A 22,733-nucleotide genomic window follows, 5' to 3' on the forward strand; every position below is an offset into this window, starting at 1 on the left:
CGTAAAATAGCCAACTAGTACAGGTGGGCGGAAATAAACCTACCATTTCATTACAGCCAGAAAGCCCAAAATTAAAGTCTGCGTCACTTTTGACACTTCGACTTTGCTCAGTCTTAACTTTTGACTTCCGCCTTGCAGTACGCCCGCTTGTAACACTTCACGTTATTCTTGATCAAACGTCAGCGAACAAGTTTATGAGGCGTGATGCGTAAAACCCCCGGATAAATCCGGGGGATATAAGCGAAGAAGCCAAATAAATTTGGCTGTATTATGCTAATCATGATAGTATAAGAATGTAGTTGGTTGGTCGAGCCGATGATAATTTACGAGTTTAAAGTCAAGGGGAAAGACAAACAGTATAGAGCGATAGATGACGCTATTCGTACATCTCAATTCATCCAAAACAAATGCTTAAGGCAATGGATAGATGTTAAAGGATTGAGTAAATACGACCTGAATAAGTACTGTGCTGTACTTGCTGATTTATTCCCCTTTGCTAATGAACTCAATTCAATGGCTCGGCAATCTGCGGCAGAACGTGCATGGAGCGCTATAGCCAGGTTTTATGAGAACTGCAAGAAAAAAGCTAAAGGTAAAAAGGGGTTTCCTAAGTTCAAAAAGCATTGCCGTTCAGTGGAATATAAAACAACCGGATGGAAACTCTCTAATACTCGTAAAGCCATAACTTTTTCAGACAAGAAAGGCATAGGAACCTTGAAACTAAAAGGAACTTATGACCTTAACTATTACGACATGAAGCAAATTAAGCGTGTCCGTCTAGTACGTCGCGCTGATGGGTATTACGCTCAATTTGCCATAAGTGTTGACCAAAAAGTTGAAGCCCAACCGACGGGTCAAGTAGTAGGCATTGACTTGGGTTTAAAGTATTTCATTGCTGATAACAAAGGTTGGATTGAGCCATCACCCCAGTTTTACCGTAAATCTGAAAAACAGTTAAACCGCGCCAACCGCAAAAAATCCAAGAAGTACGATTTATCAAAGAAGAAAGCCTTATTGCCACAATCAGCCAACTACCACAAAGCTAGAAATAGGTATGCACGTAAGCATTTGAGAGTAAGTAGGCAGCGAAAAGAGTATTGCAAGAGATTAGCATACTCCGTCATCCAGTCTAACGATTTGGTAGCCTATGAAGACTTAAATGTAAAAGGCATCGTCAGGAACCGACATCTAGCTAAGTCAATATCTGATGCTGGTTGGTCGACTTTTCGCCAATGGTTAGAATATTTTGGGCATAAATATGGGAAAGTAACGGTTGCCGTCCTTCCCCACAATACGAGCCAAAATTGTTCCAACTGTGGTGCTAAAGTCAAAAAGTCTCTATCTACAAGGACTCATGTTTGCCCTCATTGCAACTATATAGAAGATAGAGACATAAACGCTAGTATCAACATTTTGAGGCTAGGACTCAGTACCGTAGGGCATACGGGAACTTACGCTACAGGAGATTTGCCCTCTTGGGCGGTTGGTGCAAGCCTGCTGTCTAACGGCGAGTCGTTGAATGTAGAATCCCCCGACTTTTTGTAAAAATAAGCGTAGCGAAATTTTTACAGTCGGGGGAGTGTCAATGCAGCGAACTTTAAAAAGCATGAGTGGCAAATTAATTGTATTTGAAGGGGTGGAAGGCTGTGGTAAAACCAGCCAAATGCAGCTTTGTTCTGAGTGGTTGGAAAATCTGGGTGTTTCTGTGGTTGTTACTCGTGAACCCGGTGGAACAGAGTTAGGCTTACATCTTCGCCGCTTGCTATTAGAGAAGACGGAGGATAAACCAGTTGCACAAGTGACAGAACTTTTGTTGTATGCTGCTGATCGATCGCAACACGTTGAACAAGAACTCAAACCGCAACTGCAAGCAGGGAAATATATTTTATGCGATCGCTACACTGACTCTACCATTGCCTACCAAGGATATGGTCGCGGTCTTAACATGAGTTTAATCAATCAGCTTAATCATATTGCCACTGCTGGTTTAGAGAGTCACTTAACTATTTGGCTAGATGTCGATGTCGAAGTAGGACTAGCCCGTAAACGGGGAGATGGAATAGGTTTAGACCGCATCGAACAAGAAACAATCGCTTTTCATCGGCGCGTTCAGCAAGGATACGCAGAGTTAGCAGCATCCTATCCCTCAAGAATTGTGCGGGTAGATGGCAGTTTGAGTAAAGAAGCTGTACAACAAGTCATTCAAGGAATTTTGCGCGTACACCTAAAGGAGTTGCCATAGGCAAATGACCAATGATTAATCAACCCGCTTAACTTCAAATCCCCGCAACCCTTCCGGTTCTTCATACTCAACCACAACATCTTGAACTACAGCAGCAGGTGGTCCAGAGTGACACCAGCGAACCATGTTATCTACAACATCTTGCGCTCCTTCAAAGACTGCTTCTACTCGATTATCGGGGAGATTCCGCACCCAGCCGGTTAATCCCAACTGGGTAGCTGTATCTACAGTGGAATACCGATAGCCGACTCCTTGGACTTGGCCAGAAATGAATACATGGGCGCGGATGATCTTTGGCAGTGCTGTGGAATTCTGCATAGACTGGTATAAACTTTACGATTTCCAGTGTACCTAGTTTGTGTATACACAAGCTGTTTTTAACTCCAACTAGCGAAATTAATCCTGGTCTTCGTTATCATCACCACCATGTTTGTACTTGCCACCGACTATTCCCCTATTCCCATAATTTTCCTTCTGAGTTAGCGAATCTCCTTATTCAGAGTCACTTTAGTAATTTGTCTATCTTTGAGAGTGTCGCAGAGTAGTGATAAAGTATTTTTCAATACCGTACTAACTGTAGTGAATTTAATTAATCAGTAGTCAGTTTTCAAACTTGGAATTTTGAATTGCTTATGTCTAACTTGCCATCACTCAATACAGAAACAATTTGGGCAATTATTGACGAAAAACTTGATGATGCCACAGTCAACCAATTGCTATGGCATTATTTAGGCTATCGCTATGATTCCTCAACTGCACAATGGGACACTAGCAAAGTTGCACCCGAATGGCAAGATGATTACCCCCAACCACCAAATTTTATTGAATCTCGTCCCGCAACAGTCAAGCTGACTCGTTCAATTCCTGTTGAAAATAAACAACTGCTCAAAGAAAAACTGGGTTTCAAAGGTTACAAAATTGGGGAATTTGGGCCTCGGCAAACTCGCAGGGCGACAGCAGCAGGTTGGTTATTAAGTTATCTGCAACAAACTAACGGCAAAATTGAGTAATCTTATACAGCAGATATTTAGCAATAACCATTTTAGTTTTACTTAATATCTGCTAATTAACAACTTAATAAAAAGTTTTAAACTTCAGTATTATAGGTAGCAAGACTACTAAATATAATCTGGATATTAGTTAAAAAGTAAATTATAAAAACAGTCGCAAATAGCCAAAAAGTAGCTACTTTTATAAAATATTTATAAATTCATCCTCAAGATAGAAGCACTAGTTATATAATTATTTCTCTAGAGCGATTTGTAAATTTAATTAAGTATCCGAGAATACTTATATCAACCCTTGATATTACAAAGATTTCTATGGCAAAGCCAATTGAATTTAGTTTATTTGCACCTTATAACAAAGGAGCTGCATTAATTGGTTCTTTTTCTGATTGGCAAGAAATTCCGATGGAGAAAGGTGATGATGGTTATTTTCGTACAAGCGTTGAACTAGAAGACGGCGTTTATAAATATAAATTCCGTGTCCAGTCAAATTCATGGTTTTTTGAACCAGAACAATGGGTTGATGTTACAGACCCTCAGGCAACTGATATAGATGAACTGAGTGGAAAAGATGATGGTGTTACCCAGGTCAAAGATGGCGAAAGGATTACCGATACTTATGTTTGGCAACATGATGATAAACCTTTACCTGCTGACCACGAATTAGTAATTTACGAATTGCATGTTGGTGACTTTTCTGGTGGTGAGGATGATCCTTATGCACGAGGTAAGTACAAACACGTCATTGAAAAGTTAGATTATTTATGCGAACTAGGAATCAACGCTATTGAGTTGATGCCACTTAAAGAATATCCTGGTGATTATAGTTGGGGTTATAACCCGCGCCATTTCTTTGCAACAGAATCTAGTTATGGTTCTACTGCTGGTTTGAAAAAATTGATTGATGAGTGTCATGGCAGAGGTATTCGTGTAATTCTAGACGGTATTTATAACCACTCAGAAGCATCTGCTCCTTTAACACAAATTGACCACGATTATTGGTATCATCACGAACCTCGTGACCCTGATAATAACTGGGGCCCTGAGTTTAATTATGAATATTATGACGAAAAATTAGATATTCATCCAGCGTGGAAATTTACTGGTGAGGCAATCCGTTTTTGGATATCAGAATATCATCTTGATGGTATTCGCTATGATGCGGCGCGGCAAATTGCTAACTACGATTTCATGCACTGGATTGTTCAGGAAGCCAAAAAAACTGCTGGCGCGAAGCCTTTTTATAGCGTTGCTGAACACATTCCTGAAACTACCAGCATTACCAATGTAGATGGGCCAATGGATGGTTGCTGGCATGACAGTTTTTATCACTGCATTCTAGAACATATCTGCGGTGATACATTTGATTTGGAGCGTCTCAAAGATGTCATTGACTGCAAGCGCCAAGGCTTCTTAGGTGCTACCAATGTAGTAAATTACCTCACCAACCACGACCATAACCATGTAATGGTTGAATTGGGGAACCGTGAGATTTTTAACGAAGAAGCCTTTAGGCGGGCTAAATTAGGAGTAGCCATTTTAATGACTGCTGTTGGCGTACCTTTGATTTGGATGGGAGAGGAATTTGGTGAGTACAAACCTAAACAACCTGAATCATCCAAAATCGATTGGACGCTGTTAGGTAATGATTTAAATCGGAGTTTATTTGATTCATATAAAGGCTTAACCAACCTGCGTAAAAGCAATCATGCCCTTTACACAGAAAATATTGATTTTATCCACGAAAATGCAGAGGCAAAAGTATTAGCTTATACTCGTTGGAATGATGAAGGTTCTCGTGTAGTGGTAATTGCAAATTTTTCAGAAAATTTCCTAGCTGGCTATCATGTTCCTAACTTTCCTAGCCCTGGTACATGGCACGAGTGGACAGGCAATTATGATGTTGAAGCTGGTGACGATGGCATCATAACTGACTTGGGGCCATACGAAGCTAAAGTGTTTGTATGGCAGTAATTATATACACTACTACTGAGCAGGTAGCCCAATAGTAAAAAAAGGGGAAAATATTTTCCCTTTTTCAGTTATTACCTCTGGTGCATACAACTTAGTGAAAAATTTGTCAAGCCAAAAATAAGCTATTTTAAAATTTCATGGGTTTATGTTACACTTTTGATTTGAAGTGCGTATATAAAATTGCCAGAGCATCCCCATGCACAACAAATTATTTAATAGTAATATCGACAACGCTAACATTGAGAACGATCGCATTTTATTAACTCCCAATGAAGTTAAATCAAAATTACCTTTAACACAATTAGCCGAGCAAAGAGTTTTAGCATATAGGCAGGAAGTAGAACAGATCCTAGATTTTCAGGATCGGAGAAAATTTATAGTAGTTGGACCATGCTCAATCCACGACCCAAAAGCAGCACTCGAATATTCTGAACGGTTGAAAAGATTGGCCGAGCAAGTCCAGGATAAGCTGCTACTAATTATGCGAGTGTACTTTGAAAAACCAAGAACAACCGTAGGCTGGAAAGGGTTAATTAACGATCCAGATATGGATGATTCTTTCCATGTAGAAAATGGGTTATTAATTGCACGGGATCTATTATTAAAAATTACAGAATTGGGATTACCTGCTGGCACAGAAGCACTAGATCCAATCATACCTCAATATATTAGTGAACTAATTACGTGGTCTGCCATTGGGGCACGCACGACCGAATCACAAACTCACCGCGAAATGGCAAGTGGGCTTTCCATGCCTGTGGGTTTTAAAAACGGTACTGATGGGAATATTCAAGTAGCTTTGAATGCCTTACAATCAGCTAGAAACCCACATAATTTTATCGGAATTAATCAAAACGGACAGGTTAGCGTCTTTCAAACTAAAGGCAATGGCTACGGTCACGTAATTTTAAGGGGTGGTAGTCAACCCAACTTTGATGTAGCAAATGTCAAACTGATAGAAGAAAAATTAAAACAGGCAGATTTACCACCGAGGATTGTTATTGACTGTAGCCACGGCAATACCAATAAAGATTACAAATTACAAGGTGCTGTCTTAGAAAATATTATTCAGCAAATAGTAGATGGTAATACATCGATAGTTGGCATGATGCTGGAATCGCATTTGTATGAGGGTAGTCAACCAATTACTGGTAAAGAAGAATTAAAATATGGGATTTCTGTAACTGATAAATGTATCGGCTGGGAAGAAACCGAAAAAATTATTTTGGCTGCTCACGAAAAACTTAAATAAATTCCACAGTCTAGGTTTTCAGAGACTTTGAATCTTACTCCCCAATGCAAGTAGGGCTTGTCATTACCTAATATATGACAATCCCCGCTTCGTTTTTATCCTGCTTCGGAATAGAATTACAAGGTTAATATATAGGACTCATATTTGATTTTTGAACAAAACTCAGTACACCTTTATTCCTTCTTCCCAGTCCCCAGTCCCCAGTCCCCAGTCCCCAGTCCCCAGTCCCTTACCTCTACGAGTGATTCAGAAATCAAAGACGCTCGATAGCGCAGCGTTAGCGACGCAGGAGCGTCTGACTCGCTACCGCTTCGCTATCGGATTGCTATATACGGCGATCGCAACGACAACACCGCAGGTATCCTTGGAGTCTTCCCTAAACAGGAGATAGGGATCGGCAAAAACTGTTACGGCTTCCTCAAATGTAATACTATGCTTAAAAAAATTAGACTCAGCTTTGTTGTCGTCCCACTTAAAGCGCATTTATAATATAGACCAAAAATCTGTTTTCCAGTTATTTTATACTGGCTGATTGCCCAACTGAATTTTGACTACTGACTTCAGAATTCTGTTTTGATAAATCATCTTTCACACTATTGATAGAGTGTCATATCCGTAGAAAGATAGAAAGAATACTTCAGCCAATCAGATAACATCAATTTTAATCCTAATAATTGATGTGTTTATTTAGATTGACTTTCAGTGGTATTACAGAACCAATATTGTGGTAAATATTACTCCAAATTCTCCTGCGGGGTATTTTTATGAATTAGCAATGTTTAGGACGAGCTTGTTTACTAGATGCTGCGCGTAGGTTGCTTCTGGGTAGGGGTACGCTAAAGCCAAGCAAATCTATTAAGCCTGTAATGCCTTAAACCACTTATTCAAAACTGTACTGATGGTTTTCTTAATCTCATGCTTACGATTCCACTTCTGGAAGGCCATTTCATACTCTTCGCCTTTCATTTGAAAGGTATTCCAGACATCCAGTCCTACAGGCAATCCGCAGAATAGCAAAATGTACAGCGACCAAGAAATTCCGCCACCAGTGATTAAATTTAGGAGTATAAAAAAGCCATTGAAAATTGCATAATTCCCTAGACGCTTCTGAAATATTCTGATACGGTAAGCGTCAAAAGCCTTTCGCTGTTGGACTTGTCCCTGTTGTATTACCCAATCGCGTTCTGCTAACTTTAAAGAATCAGGTGAGATTTCTAACTCAGCAGCAATTTCTAATATCTGCTCATAAGAAAATTCTGTATCTTTGTCGTCAGCTTGACGAGCGATCGCTAATTGCAGAATTTGTTGAACATCATCTTGGTTATAAGAGCGGAGACTCTTGGGTTCAAATGTTGTCATAATTCTTTCTCTTATATTACTTTTAATAGAAATTTGCTACCCGATAGATTTTAAGTAGCTACGCCTGTACTATTTCCATTATTCTTACATTAGCAAATCTATTAGTCATTAGTCATTAGTTATTCTCCCTCTACCTCCCTACTCTCCACTCCCCACTCCCCACCAATATAAAGACTCTCCAAATATCCAGATATTATTAAGATGCAGCAGAGGATAATAACTAGGTAACAAGCAACAAGAAGGATGTAACTCAATGGTTGACGAAAATGGATCGATTCGTACCCTATCGGTTGATATTGGCGGTAGTGGCGTTAAGGCTATGGTTTTGGATATTACCGGGAATCCTGTAACGGAAAGAGCGCGTTTAGATACACCCCAACCTGCTACACCAGAGGTTGTAATTAATGCAATTGTTGTGTTAGCAGCCGCTCAAGGTGAATTTCATCGCGTTTCGGTCGGTTTTCCCGGTGTGGTGCGGTATGGAGTCACGGAAACTGCGGTAAACCTACATCCAGATTGGATCGGATTTGATTTGGAAACAGCATTATTAAAACATTTAAACAAGCCTGTACGGGTGATTAATGATGCAGACATGCAGGGGTTTGGTGCGATCGCAGGTAAAGGTGTGGAACTGGTGATTACTTTGGGTACGGGTTTTGGTTCGGCTTTATTTCTAGATGGTAAGCTAGTGCCGAATATGGAAATGGGACATCACCCGTTTCGTAAAGGAGAGACTTTCGAGCAGCAGTTGGGGCGTGCAGAGTTAGAAAAAATTGGTGATAAAAGATGGAACAAGCGTTTAGAAAAAGCGATCGCATCCTTGGAACATCTGTTCAATTATGATTGCCTTTACATTGGTGGCGGTGAAGCTGTGAGAGTGAATTTACAGCTACCGTTAAATGTAAAACTCATCCCCAATATCACTGGTTTGTTAGGCGGTATTGCTTTGTGGCGAGATGAGAAAAGGTAAAAATTTTAGTATCCACAACTGGGTGTATTATGCGATATCTCTGAGGGGCTACGCCTACGCACTTTTTATTAAGGTGCTTCTTTCTCAATATTTAAGATTTTTACAAAAATTAACACAGATTAGGTAAGACAATTGCACAGACAGGATGTTCAGTCCTACTGTGTAATTTTATCATGTAGTAATCTAAATTCTAGTTAAAATTCAAGACTGTGCAACACCGTTGTAGGTTTTTATTTTATTCAGGTCAAAACTATGGGCTTTCCAAGAATACAACAAAGCAGATATTTAGAAATGATGTCTGAATACTCCTAGAGCGAAGCTAGGAAAACCAGATAATACTGTGAAGATTGGTATGTATTTTACAAGATAACAGTGATTGATAAAAAGTTTATAACCCTTATGAGGGGAGAAAAATTGTTTGGAATTAAGAGTTGATCGTGATTGCCAAATGTTGCATTAATCAATACTTAAAAAATGACTCGTGAATCCAGTAGTATTTTTCCTGGCAGTATAAATATGGGAAAATCTACATCAGCATACCAAGGTATATTCAAGATAACTAGGCAAATTTGTTTGATAGTATTCCCAGATGATCGTATAGTATGTTATTGTCTAAACCGTTGATTTAGATACCATATTTTCCAAGTTCATAGTTTGATTAAAGGTAAAAAAAGCACAAAATTAATGATATTAGTCTAATTAGATGGAATAGGAGGTGAGCAAATATGCTCATGAAAATATTATCTGAAAAAATTATTACATGACTTTTTATTTGGTCAGTATGCACTATGCCGCACAGCAGCAATGTTATTGGTTAAAAGAAATTATTGGTTTAAGTGAAATAAATTACAATGACTGAAATTGGCCTAATGATGACGAGCATGTTAACAATAAGACAAGCATCTGGAGCCAATTTGCCACAGCAGCAATTAGTTCAGATGGAGAATGACGTAAACCAATCAAAACAGAGTCAGTTAGAGATAACTGCTCAAGTCACACCACCTGAATTCATGCAGACAGATTGGATTTCTCAGGCTTATTCCTCAGCGATCGCACCAGAGAAAAAACATATACTTAAGAAAATCAGCAAAAAGAATCCGGGACTAGTTTCTTCTAACTTAGGTGAGTCTAATAAGTATCCTCAGCCTGGAGGTAAAGTTAGTACAAAGGCTACAGGACAGTTCCAAAAGTTTAGTAGTCTACCTATGCCGACTCTTTCTTTCGGTACCTCTGGTGTTGCTGTCAGAGCCTTACAACGGTTGTTAGTATCTAACGGTTATGCCGTTAGAGTGGATGGAATCTACGGCGCACTGACAGAGACTGCTGTCAAAGCCTTTCAAAATCAGCAGAATTTAGCAACAGATGGAGTAGTTGGTCAACGAACTTGGCGGGCATTAACAATTTAGTCATTTGTCTTTAGTCTTTAGCTAAAGACAAATGACAAATGACAAACTAACGATATTTATGCTGCTCTAATAGCTGTTGCGCTCTTGGCTTGTAAATTAAATAGAACAAAGCCTCAAGATAACGCAACAAATCTTCGCGATTCTCCTTTGAAGTAAAGTTCCAGAAGCCATAAATCCGTGCTAATGATAACAGCTTGCTAGTATGGATTTTCCAAGTATAGGTGCTGTAAACTCGGTCAATTCCTCGCTGCGAAATTTCATTCCAATAGTTAGGATTTTGTTCGCATTTTGTAATAAAATCCACAATCTTTGTGGCTGTCTCATCTAAATGTGTTGGGTTAATCAAAAAACCATTAACCTTATCTTGAATAATCTCCAGCGGCCCACCAAACTGTGTGGCAAAAGTTGGTAATCCTGAAACCATCGACTCTAAAATTGTCAAACCAAAAGCTTCAAATAAAGCTGGTTGTACAAAAATTCCTTGATGATCGGCAATGACTCGGTAAATTTCACCAGAATCAGTTTTAGTCAGGCGCACACCCAGCCAACGAATCTTGCCGTGGAGATTGTACTCGTCAATTATTTGGTAGAGTTTGATAATTTCGTCACGTTCTTCGTTGTCACCTGATTCTTCGACGCGCAATTTACCCGCCACTAAAATTAAATTGTAATGCTCTTGTAATTCTTTACTTTGACCATAACATTCAGCTAAACCTGTGAGGTTTTTGATGTGGTCAAGACGCGCCATTGAGAAGAGAGGGCGCTTGTTAGGATCGTCGAGTTTGCCAAAGATTTGCGTAGGGTCTTCCAGAGTAAAAAGTGTTTCTGCAAGGCGTTGGCGATCGCTCTCCACCCGATCTTTAGTCCGGGTGTAGGGGAAGTAATTATTTTCGTTGACTCCAGGCGGTACGACATTAAATTTGGGACTGAATAATTCAATGCCATTGGTCACATGGTACAACTCCGGCATGGTGAAGCATTTATAAGACTCGTACTGTCCCACACTATCCGGTGTTCCCACAATTTCTTGGTAGGTGCTGCTGACAACAAAATTGGCAGCATTCATTGCAATCAAGTCAGCCGTGAATTGCAATGAAAAATGATATTTTTCCTCTAATTCTTGCCAGTAGAGGTTACTAAACAAGTATTTAGATTTTTCCAAAGCATGGGCAACATTGCATTGGGTAACTTTCAAACGCCGCGCCAGCAAGAATGCTATTAAATTCCCATCAGTATAGTTTCCAACTATTAAGTCAGGTGTGCCGTGAAATTCTGCCCGTAGTTCTCTTTCTGAATCAATGGCGAAAGTTTCTAGATAAGGCCAAAACTCAAACCGGGAAATCCAGTTTTGAGTCATGTTAGGATTAAATTCCCGTAAAGGCACTCGCAAAATCCAGGCATTTTCGGTATCGTGGACTTTTTCTAGCCGTTGATTACAAAGGGTGCCATCACTATTAGGAATCAAGCGGGTGAGAATAATCACCTTTGGCTCGACATTCAATTTCTCTAAACCCGCAAGCAGGACATCTTCTTGCAGCTGCTTCTCTAGGCTCTTTGCCTGGTCAAGGACGTAAACTACCTGACCGCCAGTATCGGGACGCCCCAAAACTCCCTCTTGCCCAAACCAACCGTGAGCCGACACTAAGACGATTTTAAAAATCATCGGAACCCGTGAAATGAAGGCTTCTAGGGTCTGGGGATCGGCAGAATCAATCAATTCATCGAGAATATTTAAAGTCTCGCGCACTCGCGCTGCGGTGTTACCCCAACCCGGTTCAAAACCCATTGACTGCAATTGGAACCGGAATTGTTCATAGGGTTCATCTTCAGGGCGATTATTAACAAAACTGATAGCTTTCTTAACTTGCTCGGAAAGTTGCTGCTGTGATTGAATGCGATCGTTAAGGAGCAATTGCACACCGTTGTAGTGGTGCAGGCGCAAGAAATTCAATAAGCTGTCCAGCAATTGTTTGGAGTCTTGAAATATTTGGCTGGATAGATAGCGGTTGAGAAATTGTACCCCCTTACCAATATTTTTGGGGTCGCGGATGACTGGGGTGTAGTCATAAAACGGGCCGAAGTCCAATTCTAACAGGCCGCCCTCGTTGGGATGATATTTATTCACCAAGCGATCGCGCAGATCGAGCAAATCTTGCACCGTCATTGGCTCAATGCTTAAGTCTGATGTCAACCAATAAACTTCTTCGCTGGCAATCTTAGAACGGATGATGAAACAAAAGTTTGATTCCTCCTGAATAATTTCTTGAGTATAGTAAATCAGTTTACTTAACTCAGAGGAAGTGTAAAATTCCTCTGGTTTTTGGGACTTTGAGCAATAATCACTATATACATTCAGTATGTCATTCCGCAGCAAATACTTCTTTTCTTGTTGACGTAATTCACTAAGAAAGGAACGTAAATCACTTTTTTCTTCAGTATCTAAGACTGCTTGAAGCAATTCAGACATGGCGACTCCAGTAGATGACGATGTTTGCATTGTTGACTTTCAAGGCGAAACAAATAAGGCTCAACTTTTTGTTAGGCCACATATAAACACGAAATAACACAGATAAATTCTATTTATCTGTGTACCTACAAATATCAACTTTTCAGCAGATAGTTAAATCGTGTTCTTCTTTACCTAAAGTATCTATGGCTCAGTATTTTTTGCTCTAACTAAAGGAATACAATTTTTGTTTCTTTTGATAGAGGTTAGTAAATAACCGCATAATTATATTGAGCAACTTTTTTCACTAATTTTTCCCAACACAATAATATATATAGCAATCCGATAGCGAAGCGGTAGCGAGTCAGACGCTCCTGCGTTGCTAACGCTGCGCTATCGAGCGTCTTTGATTTCTGAATCACTCGTAGAGGTAAGGGACTGGGGACTGGGGACTGGGGACTGGGGACTGGGAAGAAGGAATAAAGGTGTACTGAGTTTTGTTCAAAAATCAAATGTGAGTCCTATATAATTTTAACCAAAACGTTGGAATTTAAAAAATATAATTACTTTTGATTACAGAGGGTTAACCGTTAGATAGGACTCCGTATCGTGGGGCACACGGGAACGCAAATCACCTTTGGAGACATCCACAAGAGCGTGGGAGGATGTGAATTATCAAACTTTTTACACTATGGGCGTTGCGTAGATACCTACTTCTGCAAATAAGCAAGCTACGTGCAGCATTTTGTAGAGAAGTGGACATCGCACACTTAATTTTTATGTAGCAAGTAGATTTGCTTGTATACATTTAGTTAATTTATAAGCTAATCTGATGATTAATAGTGAGTTTGCGACCCTTCCAAGTCAATGAACTCGTAGATAGCAGATCCTTACTAAAGTAATGGTTATGAATATTCACAACCACAACCCATCTTTATATAGGAATATATATGAATATTAAATTATGTAGGGCGAACGATGGGAATTGAACCCACGAATGGTGGTACCACAAACCACTGCCTTAACCACTTGGCTACGCTCGCCATTCAACAATTTGAATTATAGCAATAATTTGGCAAGGGATCAAGAGTTTTTTTTCAAGGAACGGACTTAGTTGATTTAGAGTCTCTGGAATCTAACAATTACAATGAATTTTACTTGGCAAACATGAAACCCTTAAGGATCATTGCATATACTGGAGCAGCAGCAGGACTCGCGGCCTTGGGTGTGGTAATGGCAAAGACCAATCCCAGTCAGGTTGAGTATGAAGAATATGCGGTGCAACGGCTGACAGAATACTTAAAAACCGATGTATGCAAAAAAACTACCAATCTTATAGAAAATTTAATCCGTTTTAATTGTGATAAGTTGGTTGACTCGGCTAACCCGCAAATCCAAGAAATTCTTGCCAGGACTACAGAAAGACAAAATTATATTATTTTTAGCATTTACCGTACAAATTTAAAAATAAACTCTTGGATACCTTCTTACAAATTTGAAACCGTGGGAGCTTTTGATCAATTTTATACTTACACTGCCGAGAAAGAGTAAGGAGCAGGGGGAGATGAGGGAGCAGGGGGAGCAGAAGCTGATAGTCAATTTAATTTTTGTAGTTCCTTATACAAGTGATTAAGAATACTTCTATTTAATATTTGATAATAGTTTCAATAATTACCAGAGTATTTATTACCGCCAGCTTAATATTAAGTAAAATATGATAATTAGTCACTAAGAGTTCAAGCTTTGCCGATGTCATCTGCATATCTATTAGTATCTCACGGAAGCCGCGATCGCCGCCCAGAAATTGCTATGCAGCAACTAGCAAAGCTGGTACATAACAAATTGTCAGAAAACCACAATGCATTAAATAACGAACATCAGGTTGGTATAGCTGCTTTGGAAATGAATCCTCAGCCTTTACACGAGCAGATTCAACAATTTGCTCAGAGCGCTTTTGGCGATGCCTGGGTTGGACTAGGCCAAAGTAAACTATCTCAAAACCAGAATCGCCTCAAAATTGTACCGTTATTTCTGCTGCCGGGAGTCCATGTAATGACAGATATTCCTGCCGAAGTAGCACTAGCACAACAGGCTATTGGTCAGGATATCATGATTGAGTTGCAACCATACTTAGGCTCTCACCCCAATTTAGAGAAATTGCTGGCAAAGCAAATAGCTGCTATAAAAACAGAAGCATGGATTCTCTTAGCTCATGGTAGCCGTCGCCCAGGTTCTAAAGAAACTGTGGAAGCAATGGCGGCGAGTTTACCAGCAGTAACTGCTTATTGGTCTGTCCCTCCTAGTTTAGAATCACGAGTGAAAGAGTTGGTAGCTGCTGGTTATAAAGAAATTGCAATTCTGCCATACTTTTTATTCGCTGGTGGAATAACTGATGCGATCGCGGCCTCAATAGAGGAGCTAAAATTACAATTTCCTGCGGTGAATTTCCAATTGGCAGAACCACTGGGAGCAAGTGCAGAATTAGCCGAGCTAATTTGGGATTTAACAGATAGATAGATGAACCGCACAGAAAAACAGGAGAATAAGTATTTGGGAAAGGTTTATTTAGTAGGTGCGGGGCCAGGAGATCCAGGACTGATTACCTTGAAGGCAAAAGGTTTACTGGAATGTGCAGATGTAGTTATCTATGATGCCTTAGTGAGTCAGGCAATTCTGGCAATGATTAATCCCCAAGCAGAGCAAATTAATGCTGGTAAGCGTGCGGGGAGACATTCGTTGTTGCAAGAAGAAACAACTCAATTGCTGATTGAGAAAGCGCAGGATCATGCAATTGTGGTGCGGTTAAAGGGTGGCGATCCTTTTATTTTTGGTCGCGGTGGCGAAGAGATGGAAGAATTAGTTGAAGCTGGAATACCAACGGAAGTTGTGCCAGGTATTACATCGGGTATTGCAGCCGCAGCTTATGCAGGTATTCCATTGACTCATCGGCTATATAGTTCTTCAGTTACATTTGTAACTGGTCATGAGGCGGCAGGTAAGTATAGACCGAAGGTGGATTGGAATGCGATCGCTCACGGTTCCGAAACCATTGTAATTTATATGGGAATTCACAATCTGCCTTATATTGTGGAACAATTAAGTGCAGCTGGGTTGAATTTAGAAACGCCCATTGCTTTGGTGCGCTGGGGTACGCGTCCAGAACAAGAAGAATTGATTGGTACTTTAAAAACAATTGTAGAACAGGTAGAGCAAACTGGATTTGGTGCGCCTGCGATCGCAGTCATTGGACAAGTAGTAAATATGCACAGTATTTTGTCTAGTTGTCGTCCAGTTTGATAGTTGGGGCAAATGTGAAATCCCCTGTCTTTAAATTTCTCGAATCCAAAATGCCAATCCTCCAGCCCGGCCACGAGCTGCAATAAAATTTTCCGTCACCAAAAAGAAGCCAAAGAAAGGGAGTTTAGCTATAGACTGGTTGTAGAAATCTTCTGCTTGAATACCAGAACCCATTGGTCTGTTATAAACAACACGACCAAACAAACTAATAAGCATTTGGTTAAAGTCAAACGCCAATAAATTTTTCTTACTTAAATATTGCACTGGCCCCGTGAGGTTCAACAAAACTGGGCCAAATTCAACCTGATTACTAATTTCGCCTCTGTTTGAATCCTGTTCCAAAATGGCATTAAAAGAAACATTGATTGTTATAAACTTGGGTACATACAAACCCTTGCCTAATACAATTCCACCACGCTCTCTGACTTTCTTAGTGCCAGTGGCAAAGCAAAGTTGCCATTTGCCCAAAAGAGACTCAAACGGATAAGTTAACCGTTCTTGCCTGGTAGATTTTTCTGCTTGTAGCAACGCATTTACTAATATTTCAGCACTAGGGGGTGTGCCTTCCTGTCCTTGATAGGCAGCCGCAGCTTGGGATAGGACACTCATAAAGTCAAATGTCGCTTTAGATGTCAAATTAGCTGTCATAATTTAATTATTTATTTACTTTTTTGATAGATTGTACCGTTATGGGGAGTAGCAGAAAAGAATCGGGAAGAGGTATTTTCATGGTTGATTGTTAGGTTTTTTCGGGATAGAGCCTCTTTCATAAGGTAGATTGATTCTCTTGAGTAGCATTACGGGGGGCTGTGGCAACGGTTTAAGCCGCCACTACCTCCCCTACATACACTACGTCCAAAGCTTTGGCTCTTGTTAATGACCAAATTCTGTGACAATGGTTAACAATCTGACAATTTAGGCCATGTGGAAAAATTAACGCGAAACCTAACCCCCAGCCCCCTTCCCTAATAGGGAATCGGGAGAATTAAAAGCCTCTCAACAACAGGAGAGAGCAGAAGTGAGGTTTTCTAAATCCCGTGAAAAGTCAGGGTTAACAAATAAGTCGGATACTGAATCTAAGGTACTCATGAGCCAGAGTTTTCCAAACAGCCCTTTGCCACGCAAACCCGTTCAATCATATTTCCATTGGTTATACGCTTTCTGGAAATTCTCTCGCCCTCACACGATTATTGGTACAAGTCTGAGTGTGTTAGGTTTGTATTTTATTGCCATTGCAATTAGTAATAGTACTGTTTCCCTATTCCCTACTCCCCATTCCCTAACGCCACTTGCTCGACTTGGGGAGACCCCAAGACCGCAGTGGCTCTTCCCTGTTTTAGGGGCATGGATTGCTTGTCTGTGTGGCAATGTCTACATTGTGGGGCTGAATCAATTAGAAGATGTTGATATTGACAAGATTAATAAGCCTCATTTACCGTTGGCATCAGGTGAGTTTTCCCAACAGACGGGGCAATTAATTGTTGCTTTTACTGGGATTTTGGCGCTAGTTGTGGCGTGGCTAACTGGGCCATTCTTATTTGGCATGGTAGCAATTAGTTTGGCTATTGGTACTGCTTATTCTTTACCGCCAATTCGCTTGAAACAGTTTCCATTTTGGGCAGCACTATGCATTTTTTCGGTGCGCGGTACGATTGTTAATTTAGGATTGTATTTGCACTATAGTTGGGTGCTGAAACAAAGCCAAGTAATTCCGCCTGTGGTGTGGGTGCTGACGTTATTTATCTTGGTGTTTACCTTTGCGATCGCAATCTTTAAAGATATACCAGATATGGAAGGCGATCGCCTCTACAATATCTCTACTTTCACTATCAAACTGGGTTCGCAAGCTGTGTTTAATCTAGCTCTTTGGGTGATAACTGCCTGCTATCTGGGGATAATTTTAGTTGGTGTGCTACGTGTGGACTCAATTAACCCTATATTTCTGGTAATTACTCATTTAGCCCTGCTAGTTTGGATGTGGTTGCGGAGTTTGGCAGTAGACTTACAAGATAAAAGTGCGATCGCTCAATTCTACCAATTTATTTGGAAACTATTTTTTATCGAATACCTGATTTTTCCTATCGCCTGTCTTTTGGCTTAGACAATGCTAGAAACCTTTCCTACTAGTTCTATTATCGCTACTGTTGTAGTTGTTCTTAGTCTGTCAATTCTTGGCTATTTTGCTTGGAAAACTCTGATTACCTCAGACTTGTTTCAAAAAGGGATTAATCTTTCTCAAGCAAAAGATTACCAAGGTGCAGAAGCAGCGTTTCGTAAAGTGATTTCCCTCAACTCTACTAATGATGTGGTGCGCTTGTTTTTGGGAGATGTTTTAAACCAACAAGGGCAAATAGAGGAAGCAACAGAATTATTCCGGGAAGTGATTCGCCGCAGTCCCAAAAATCCTGACGCTTACTTGCGTCTGGCAAATATTCTCATGCAGCAAGAGCGAGAAGAGGAAGCAAAAACTAACCTGGTACAAGCTAAAGATTTATTGCAAAAACAACGCCAACCTGAAAAAGCTAAAAAAATCAGTGAACTGTTAGATAAAATGAGTGATAAGTCTAGTAAATCTTAAGTTAAGTTAAAATTGCGGAGATTAAATTTTCCTGTTCCGTCTCCTAATTTTTTTACCATTCCCCTCATAATGGGGAGAATGGTTTTTGTTTTGCAATTTCCCAATGTCTGCCGTAACGTTATCCGCAATTTTCGCAAGTTTGACCACTTCGTTTATAGCCCTTAAAATTGCAATTTGCTATAAGCTCGATAGCTACAATGCATTAATAGGAGAAAACTTTGATGATTTTAAAATATTATCTTTTTGCAAACATCTACACTAAGAGTTTTTTTGGGTTTTAAAGAGATATTATAGTCTGCTTAAGCAGTACAGCAACTAGACACGCTGCATCAGTAATATTTTAATACTAAAATAGTATAGCCATTCTCATTTAAATGAGGTATATCGGTAGGGGCACACAGCAGCCCTAAGGAAATATATCTTTATCTGTGGTTAATTATTTTATCTGTACTTATCTGTGCGGTAACTGCTATATCAAGCAAGGACAAGAAAAATCCAAAATGACAATTTAACAGCAAAGCCGCCTTCGGTTCGCTCTTAATACTGATGTGCGAACAAATTAGGCTAATTAAAAAAATAAATTTAGTAGTAAATTTTATAGATTCAAAAAAAGTCAAGTTTTTATGTCAGACATAATATCAGGATTATGGACTAATTTTTTTACATCAGGATCATTTATTCCACATGGGCACTGCTATCTATGGCAAACGAATTTAGTTTGGTTACACATATTATCTGATGGATTCATTGCCCTAGCTTATTACTCGATTCCAGCTACACTCTTCTACTTTGTCCGCAAGCGGCAGGATTTGCCCTTTGTTTGGATTTTTCTCCTATTTAGTGCTTTTATCGTAGCTTGCGGCACTACTCATTTAATAGAGATTTGGACGCTTTGGCATCCAACCTATTGGCTATCGGGGTTTGTCAAAGCAATAACTGCAATGATATCTGTAGTTACAGCGGTACAACTTATACCTCTAGTTCCACAAGCACTGGCACTTCCTAGCCCTGCTCAACTAGAACAAGCAAACCAAGAACTTCAAACACAAATAGCCGAACGGTTGCGGGTAGAGGAAGAACTCCGAAAATACCAGAATCATCTTGAAGAAATGGTTGCTGTTCGTACCAATGAAATTAGCAAAACTAATGAGCAATTACAACAAGAAATCCTTGAACGCCAACGCATCTTAGAAATTCTTCGACAAAGCGAAGAACGCTACCGTTATTTGGCTGAGGCAATTCCTCAACTTGTATGGACAACTAATGCTAACGGTGAATGTGATTATTTTAATCAAAATTGGTGCGAATACACTGGGCTAACATTAGAGCAGTCTTTGGGTTCTGGTTGGTTGGCTGCATTGCATCCAGATGATATCCAAAGTGCTGATGAAGTTTGGTCTAATGCTGTAAATAATAACACTATATATAACAATGAATATCGCTTTAAACGGGCTTCTGATGGCTCCTATCGTTGGCAGCTAGCGCGAGCTTTACCACTCAAAGATGAGCAAGGTATTGTAGTGAAGTGGTTTGGAACATGTACAGATATCCACGAACAAAAACAAATACTTGAAGAACGGGCGCACCTGCTGGAATTAGAACAAGTAGCACGAGCTAAAGCAGAAACAGCCAATCGAATTAAAGATGAATTTTTAGCCGTCCTCTCTCACGAACTACGCACTCCACTAAACGCGATTCTCGGCTGGTCAAAGTTGTTGCAAACTGGCAGGTTAAACCAAGCGAAGACATCTGAAGCGCTAGCTACAATCGAGCGGAATGCCACCTTACAGGTTCAACTTATTGAAGACTTGCTAGATATCTCCAGAATTTTACAGGGCAAACTGACGCTAGATATTACGAAAATTAATCTAGAGTCTACGATATTGACTGCACTACAGACAATGCGTTTAGCAGCAGAAGCAAAGTTAATTGAGGTAAGTACAGTATTTGAACCCCTTATGGGGGAAGTTATGGGCGATTCTACTCGTTTGCAGCAAGTCGTCTGGAATCTCCTTTCTAACGCTGTAAAATTTACACCCAAGGGAGGAAAGGTAAAAGTGGAATTAAAGCAAGCTGATGGCTATGCTCAAATTATAGTTACCGATACAGGTAAGGGAATTAACGCTGAGTTTTTGCCATTCGTGTTTGATTACTTCCGTCAAGCAGATAGCACCTCTACGAGAAATTTTGGTGGATTAGGACTGGGATTAGCAATTGTGCGTAATATCATCGAGATACATGGCGGCATTGTCAAAGCAGATAGCCACGGCGAAAACAAAGGAGCAACATTTACTGTTAGTTTGCCGCTTCTGCAAGATGAAAGCCCAAGCCTGACGGATGAACAAAATTACCCTGTATTATTAACTCCTAAGTCTTTACCTCTCGCTGGCGTTCGGGTTTTAGTTGTCGATGATGATGCTGATTCGCTAGATTTTGCTGCTTTTGTATTAGAGCAAGATGGGGCTTTTGTTATTGCTTTATCTTCCGCTTATAAAGCATTGAAAATCCTAGCAGAGGTAAAGCCAGATGTTTTGGTCAGCGATATTAGTATGCCCGATATGGATGGCTATATGTTAATACGTAAAGTGAGAAGTTTGACACCAGAGCAAGGTGGACAAATTCCAGCGATCGCCTTGACGGCTTTTGCTAGAAACGAAGACCAGCAAGAAGCGCTAAAAGCTGGGTTTCAGATGCATTTACCTAAGCCTTTTAACTCAGAAGAATTAATTGCAGCTATTGCTAAACTTGTTGAAGCAAAAGTGTCAGCAATTACCTAAAAAAGGACTTTTTACTTTTAAGAAAGCCTCCTTGTATGAGATTAGACTTGTATCAAGTGAGGTTAATCACTTATAATTCCTCCTAGAACTCCGCCAAAAGTACCCCTAGAAGGGGAAGGCTTTAGACCCAATTTTTCGGTAAACCAAGCAGGTAAAGTAATAAAAATGCTGAAAAACAAGAATGTCCTGGTAGCAGCTATTATCTGCTTGTGTTTGAGTAATGGAAATAGTGCCTTTGGTAAAAATATTGCTGTTGTTTTATCAAAAATTCATGATGTACAGTCCGTAGTTCCTCAAAGCAAAAACGCAGTTGCTAACTTTGAGCAAGGAACCAATCTCTATAAACAAGGAGATTTCAAAGGAGCTGAGGCGGCTTTTCGGAAAGCAATTGAACTAGAACCGAACTTTGCCCAAGCTTATATTGCTTTGGCAAATACTCTCGACGATCAAGGTAAACCACAAGAAGCGATCGCACATTATAAAAAAGCCATTAGCCTCGATTCTAAAAACTCTGGAGCATACTTTAATTTGGGTTTGACTTTAGCAAGACTCAATCAGTTAGAAGCTGCGATCGCACAATATAAAAAAGCTATCAGCCTTGAACCAAACTATGCAGACGCTCACTATAACTTAGGAAATGCTCTCTACGCTCAAGGCAAGCCAACAGAAGCAGTCACCGAATATACAGCAGCTATTCGCCTCAAACCCAATTATGCGCCAACTTACACCCGTCTGGGAAATGCTCTGTACGATCAAGGTGAGCTAGCACAAGCAGTTACTCACTACAAAAAATCCATTAGCTTTGATCCCAAGTATGCAGACGCTCACTATTACTTAGGGAACGCCTTGTATGCTCAAGGAAAGCCAGCCGAAGCAATAGCCGAATATACAGCAGCCATTCGCCTCGATCCAAAAAATCCCGCAGGTTACAACGCTTTGGGAAATACTCTGTACGCTCAAGGCAAACTTGAAGAAGCGATCGCACATTACAAACAAGCCATAAGCTTCGCTCCTAACTATGCAGACGCTCACTATAATTTAGCAAGTGCTTTTTACGCTCAAGGCAAGCTAACAGAAGCAATCGCTGGCTATACCGAAGCGATTCGCCTCGATCCCAAACATGCACAAGCTTACACGGGTTTGGGAAATGCGATGGACGATCAAGGTAAACCACAAGAAGCGATCGCACATTACAAAAAAGCCATTAGCCTTGTACCCAACGATGCATTCACTTACTATAATCTGGGAATCACTTTAGGAAGAGAACAACAGCTAGAAGAAGCGATCGTTAATCTCAAAAAAGCCAGAGACTTATTCCAAGCTGAGGAAAATAAAGAGATGGTTGAGCAAGTTGATCAGCTAATCCAAAAAATGAATATCCGAACGAATTGAAGCAGGGTGCAGGGAGCAGAGGGAGCAGGGGGA

Annotated in this window: 19 protein-coding genes, 1 tRNA gene and 1 pseudogene; 15 read left to right on the forward strand and 6 right to left on the reverse strand. The window is 40.1% G+C overall.

Features of this window, described 5'->3' with window-relative positions; translation table 11 throughout:
• Positions 1-315 precede the first annotated feature (315 nt).
• Both LC608_RS01225 and tmk read left to right on the forward strand, forming a co-directional pair.
• Positions 316-1,545, forward strand: coding sequence for a transposase (locus LC608_RS01225; protein ID WP_229551791.1), 1,230 nt, complete (start codon positions 316-318; stop codon positions 1,543-1,545).
• A gap of 61 nt (positions 1,546-1,606) precedes the next feature.
• Entirely contained in the window at positions 1,607-2,242 is a 636-nt protein-coding gene (gene tmk / locus LC608_RS01230) for a dTMP kinase (protein WP_229552072.1), read from the forward strand.
• A 15-nt stretch (positions 2,243-2,257) separates the two neighbouring features.
• Here the strand turns inward: tmk and LC608_RS01235 are convergent, their stop codons facing one another.
• A complete protein-coding gene (locus tag LC608_RS01235; RefSeq protein ID WP_229551792.1) occupies positions 2,258-2,560 on the reverse strand; it encodes an acylphosphatase in 303 nt (100 codons plus the stop codon).
• Positions 2,561-2,874: 314 nt separating this feature from the next.
• Here LC608_RS01235 and LC608_RS01240 point away from each other — a divergent pair, with 314 nt between their 5' ends.
• The 4 genes from LC608_RS01240 (at position 2,875) to LC608_RS01255 (ending at position 6,866) form a co-directional block, all read left to right on the forward strand.
• Positions 2,875-3,252 carry a DUF1823 family protein gene (locus LC608_RS01240; RefSeq protein WP_229551793.1) on the forward strand — a complete coding sequence of 126 codons (378 nt, stop codon included), beginning with the start codon at positions 2,875-2,877 and terminating at the stop codon, positions 3,250-3,252.
• 312 nt (positions 3,253-3,564) lie between these two features.
• Entirely contained in the window at positions 3,565-5,223 is a 1,659-nt protein-coding gene (locus tag LC608_RS01245) for an alpha-amylase family glycosyl hydrolase (RefSeq protein ID WP_229551794.1), read from the forward strand.
• A 196-nt stretch (positions 5,224-5,419) separates the two neighbouring features.
• Positions 5,420-6,475: a 3-deoxy-7-phosphoheptulonate synthase gene (locus LC608_RS01250; RefSeq protein ID WP_229551795.1), complete on the forward strand. Its 1,056-nt coding sequence runs from the start codon at positions 5,420-5,422 to the stop codon at positions 6,473-6,475.
• 151 nt (positions 6,476-6,626) lie between these two features.
• Positions 6,627-6,866, forward strand: coding sequence for a hypothetical protein (locus LC608_RS01255; RefSeq protein WP_229551796.1), 240 nt, complete (start codon positions 6,627-6,629; stop codon positions 6,864-6,866).
• 20 nt (positions 6,867-6,886) lie between these two features.
• Here LC608_RS01255 and LC608_RS37435 read toward each other — a convergent pair.
• Positions 6,887-6,958: pseudogene (locus LC608_RS37435) on the reverse strand (hypothetical protein); the annotation flags it as partial.
• A gap of 372 nt (positions 6,959-7,330) precedes the next feature.
• Complete coding sequence (locus LC608_RS01260) at positions 7,331-7,834, reverse strand: 2TM domain-containing protein (protein WP_229551797.1); 504 nt, start codon at positions 7,832-7,834, stop codon at positions 7,331-7,333.
• 253 nt (positions 7,835-8,087) lie between these two features.
• On the opposite strand from LC608_RS01260, the gene LC608_RS01265 reads away from it, so the two are divergent.
• Together LC608_RS01265 and LC608_RS01270 are read left to right on the forward strand one after the other, a co-directional pair.
• Positions 8,088-8,804 carry an ROK family protein gene (locus tag LC608_RS01265; RefSeq protein ID WP_229551798.1) on the forward strand — a complete coding sequence of 239 codons (717 nt, stop codon included), beginning with the start codon at positions 8,088-8,090 and terminating at the stop codon, positions 8,802-8,804.
• Between the two features lie 881 nt (positions 8,805-9,685).
• Positions 9,686-10,210 (forward strand): peptidoglycan-binding protein, encoded by a 525-nt coding sequence (locus tag LC608_RS01270; protein WP_229551799.1) that lies wholly within the window; start codon positions 9,686-9,688, stop codon positions 10,208-10,210.
• 46 nt (positions 10,211-10,256) lie between these two features.
• On the opposite strand, the gene LC608_RS01275 is transcribed toward LC608_RS01270, so the two are convergent.
• Together LC608_RS01275 and LC608_RS01280 are read right to left on the reverse strand one after the other, a co-directional pair.
• Positions 10,257-12,677, reverse strand: a complete 2,421-nt coding sequence (locus LC608_RS01275; protein WP_229552073.1) for a sucrose synthase — start codon at positions 12,675-12,677, stop codon at positions 10,257-10,259.
• Positions 12,678-13,626: 949 nt separating this feature from the next.
• A tRNA-His gene (locus LC608_RS01280) sits at positions 13,627-13,699 on the reverse strand.
• Between the two features lie 124 nt (positions 13,700-13,823).
• Here LC608_RS01280 and LC608_RS01285 point away from each other — a divergent pair.
• The 3 genes from LC608_RS01285 (at position 13,824) to cobA (ending at position 15,953) form a co-directional block, all read left to right on the forward strand.
• Positions 13,824-14,207, forward strand: coding sequence for a DUF4359 domain-containing protein (locus LC608_RS01285; RefSeq protein WP_229551800.1), 384 nt, complete (start codon positions 13,824-13,826; stop codon positions 14,205-14,207).
• Between the two features lie 198 nt (positions 14,208-14,405).
• Positions 14,406-15,173: a sirohydrochlorin chelatase gene (locus LC608_RS01290; protein ID WP_229551801.1), complete on the forward strand. Its 768-nt coding sequence runs from the start codon at positions 14,406-14,408 to the stop codon at positions 15,171-15,173.
• Positions 15,174-15,953 carry a uroporphyrinogen-III C-methyltransferase gene (gene cobA / locus LC608_RS01295; protein ID WP_229551802.1) on the forward strand — a complete coding sequence of 260 codons (780 nt, stop codon included), beginning with the start codon at positions 15,174-15,176 and terminating at the stop codon, positions 15,951-15,953. It abuts the gene before it with no gap.
• 30 nt (positions 15,954-15,983) lie between these two features.
• Here cobA and LC608_RS01300 read toward each other — a convergent pair whose 3' ends face one another.
• On the reverse strand, positions 15,984-16,601 hold the full coding sequence (locus LC608_RS01300; protein ID WP_229551803.1) for a hypothetical protein: 618 nt from the start codon (positions 16,599-16,601) through the stop codon (positions 15,984-15,986).
• A 439-nt stretch (positions 16,602-17,040) separates the two neighbouring features.
• On the opposite strand from LC608_RS01300, the gene LC608_RS01305 reads away from it, so the two are divergent.
• The 4 genes from LC608_RS01305 (at position 17,041) to LC608_RS01320 (ending at position 22,700) form a co-directional block, all read left to right on the forward strand.
• Positions 17,041-18,054 carry a homogentisate phytyltransferase gene (locus tag LC608_RS01305; RefSeq protein ID WP_229551804.1) on the forward strand — a complete coding sequence of 338 codons (1,014 nt, stop codon included), beginning with the start codon at positions 17,041-17,043 and terminating at the stop codon, positions 18,052-18,054.
• Positions 18,055-18,057: 3 nt separating this feature from the next.
• Positions 18,058-18,531 (forward strand): M48 family metallopeptidase, encoded by a 474-nt coding sequence (locus LC608_RS01310; RefSeq protein ID WP_229551805.1) that lies wholly within the window; start codon positions 18,058-18,060, stop codon positions 18,529-18,531.
• A 623-nt stretch (positions 18,532-19,154) separates the two neighbouring features.
• Entirely contained in the window at positions 19,155-21,308 is a 2,154-nt protein-coding gene (locus LC608_RS01315; protein WP_229551806.1) for a hybrid sensor histidine kinase/response regulator, read from the forward strand.
• A gap of 165 nt (positions 21,309-21,473) precedes the next feature.
• Positions 21,474-22,700 (forward strand): tetratricopeptide repeat protein, encoded by a 1,227-nt coding sequence (locus LC608_RS01320; RefSeq protein ID WP_229551807.1) that lies wholly within the window; start codon positions 21,474-21,476, stop codon positions 22,698-22,700.
• The last annotated feature ends 33 nt before the right edge of the window (positions 22,701-22,733 follow it).

This window comes from Nostoc sp. XA010 (assembly GCF_020829625.1).
Classification (GTDB): domain Bacteria; phylum Cyanobacteriota; class Cyanobacteriia; order Cyanobacteriales; family Nostocaceae; genus Nostoc.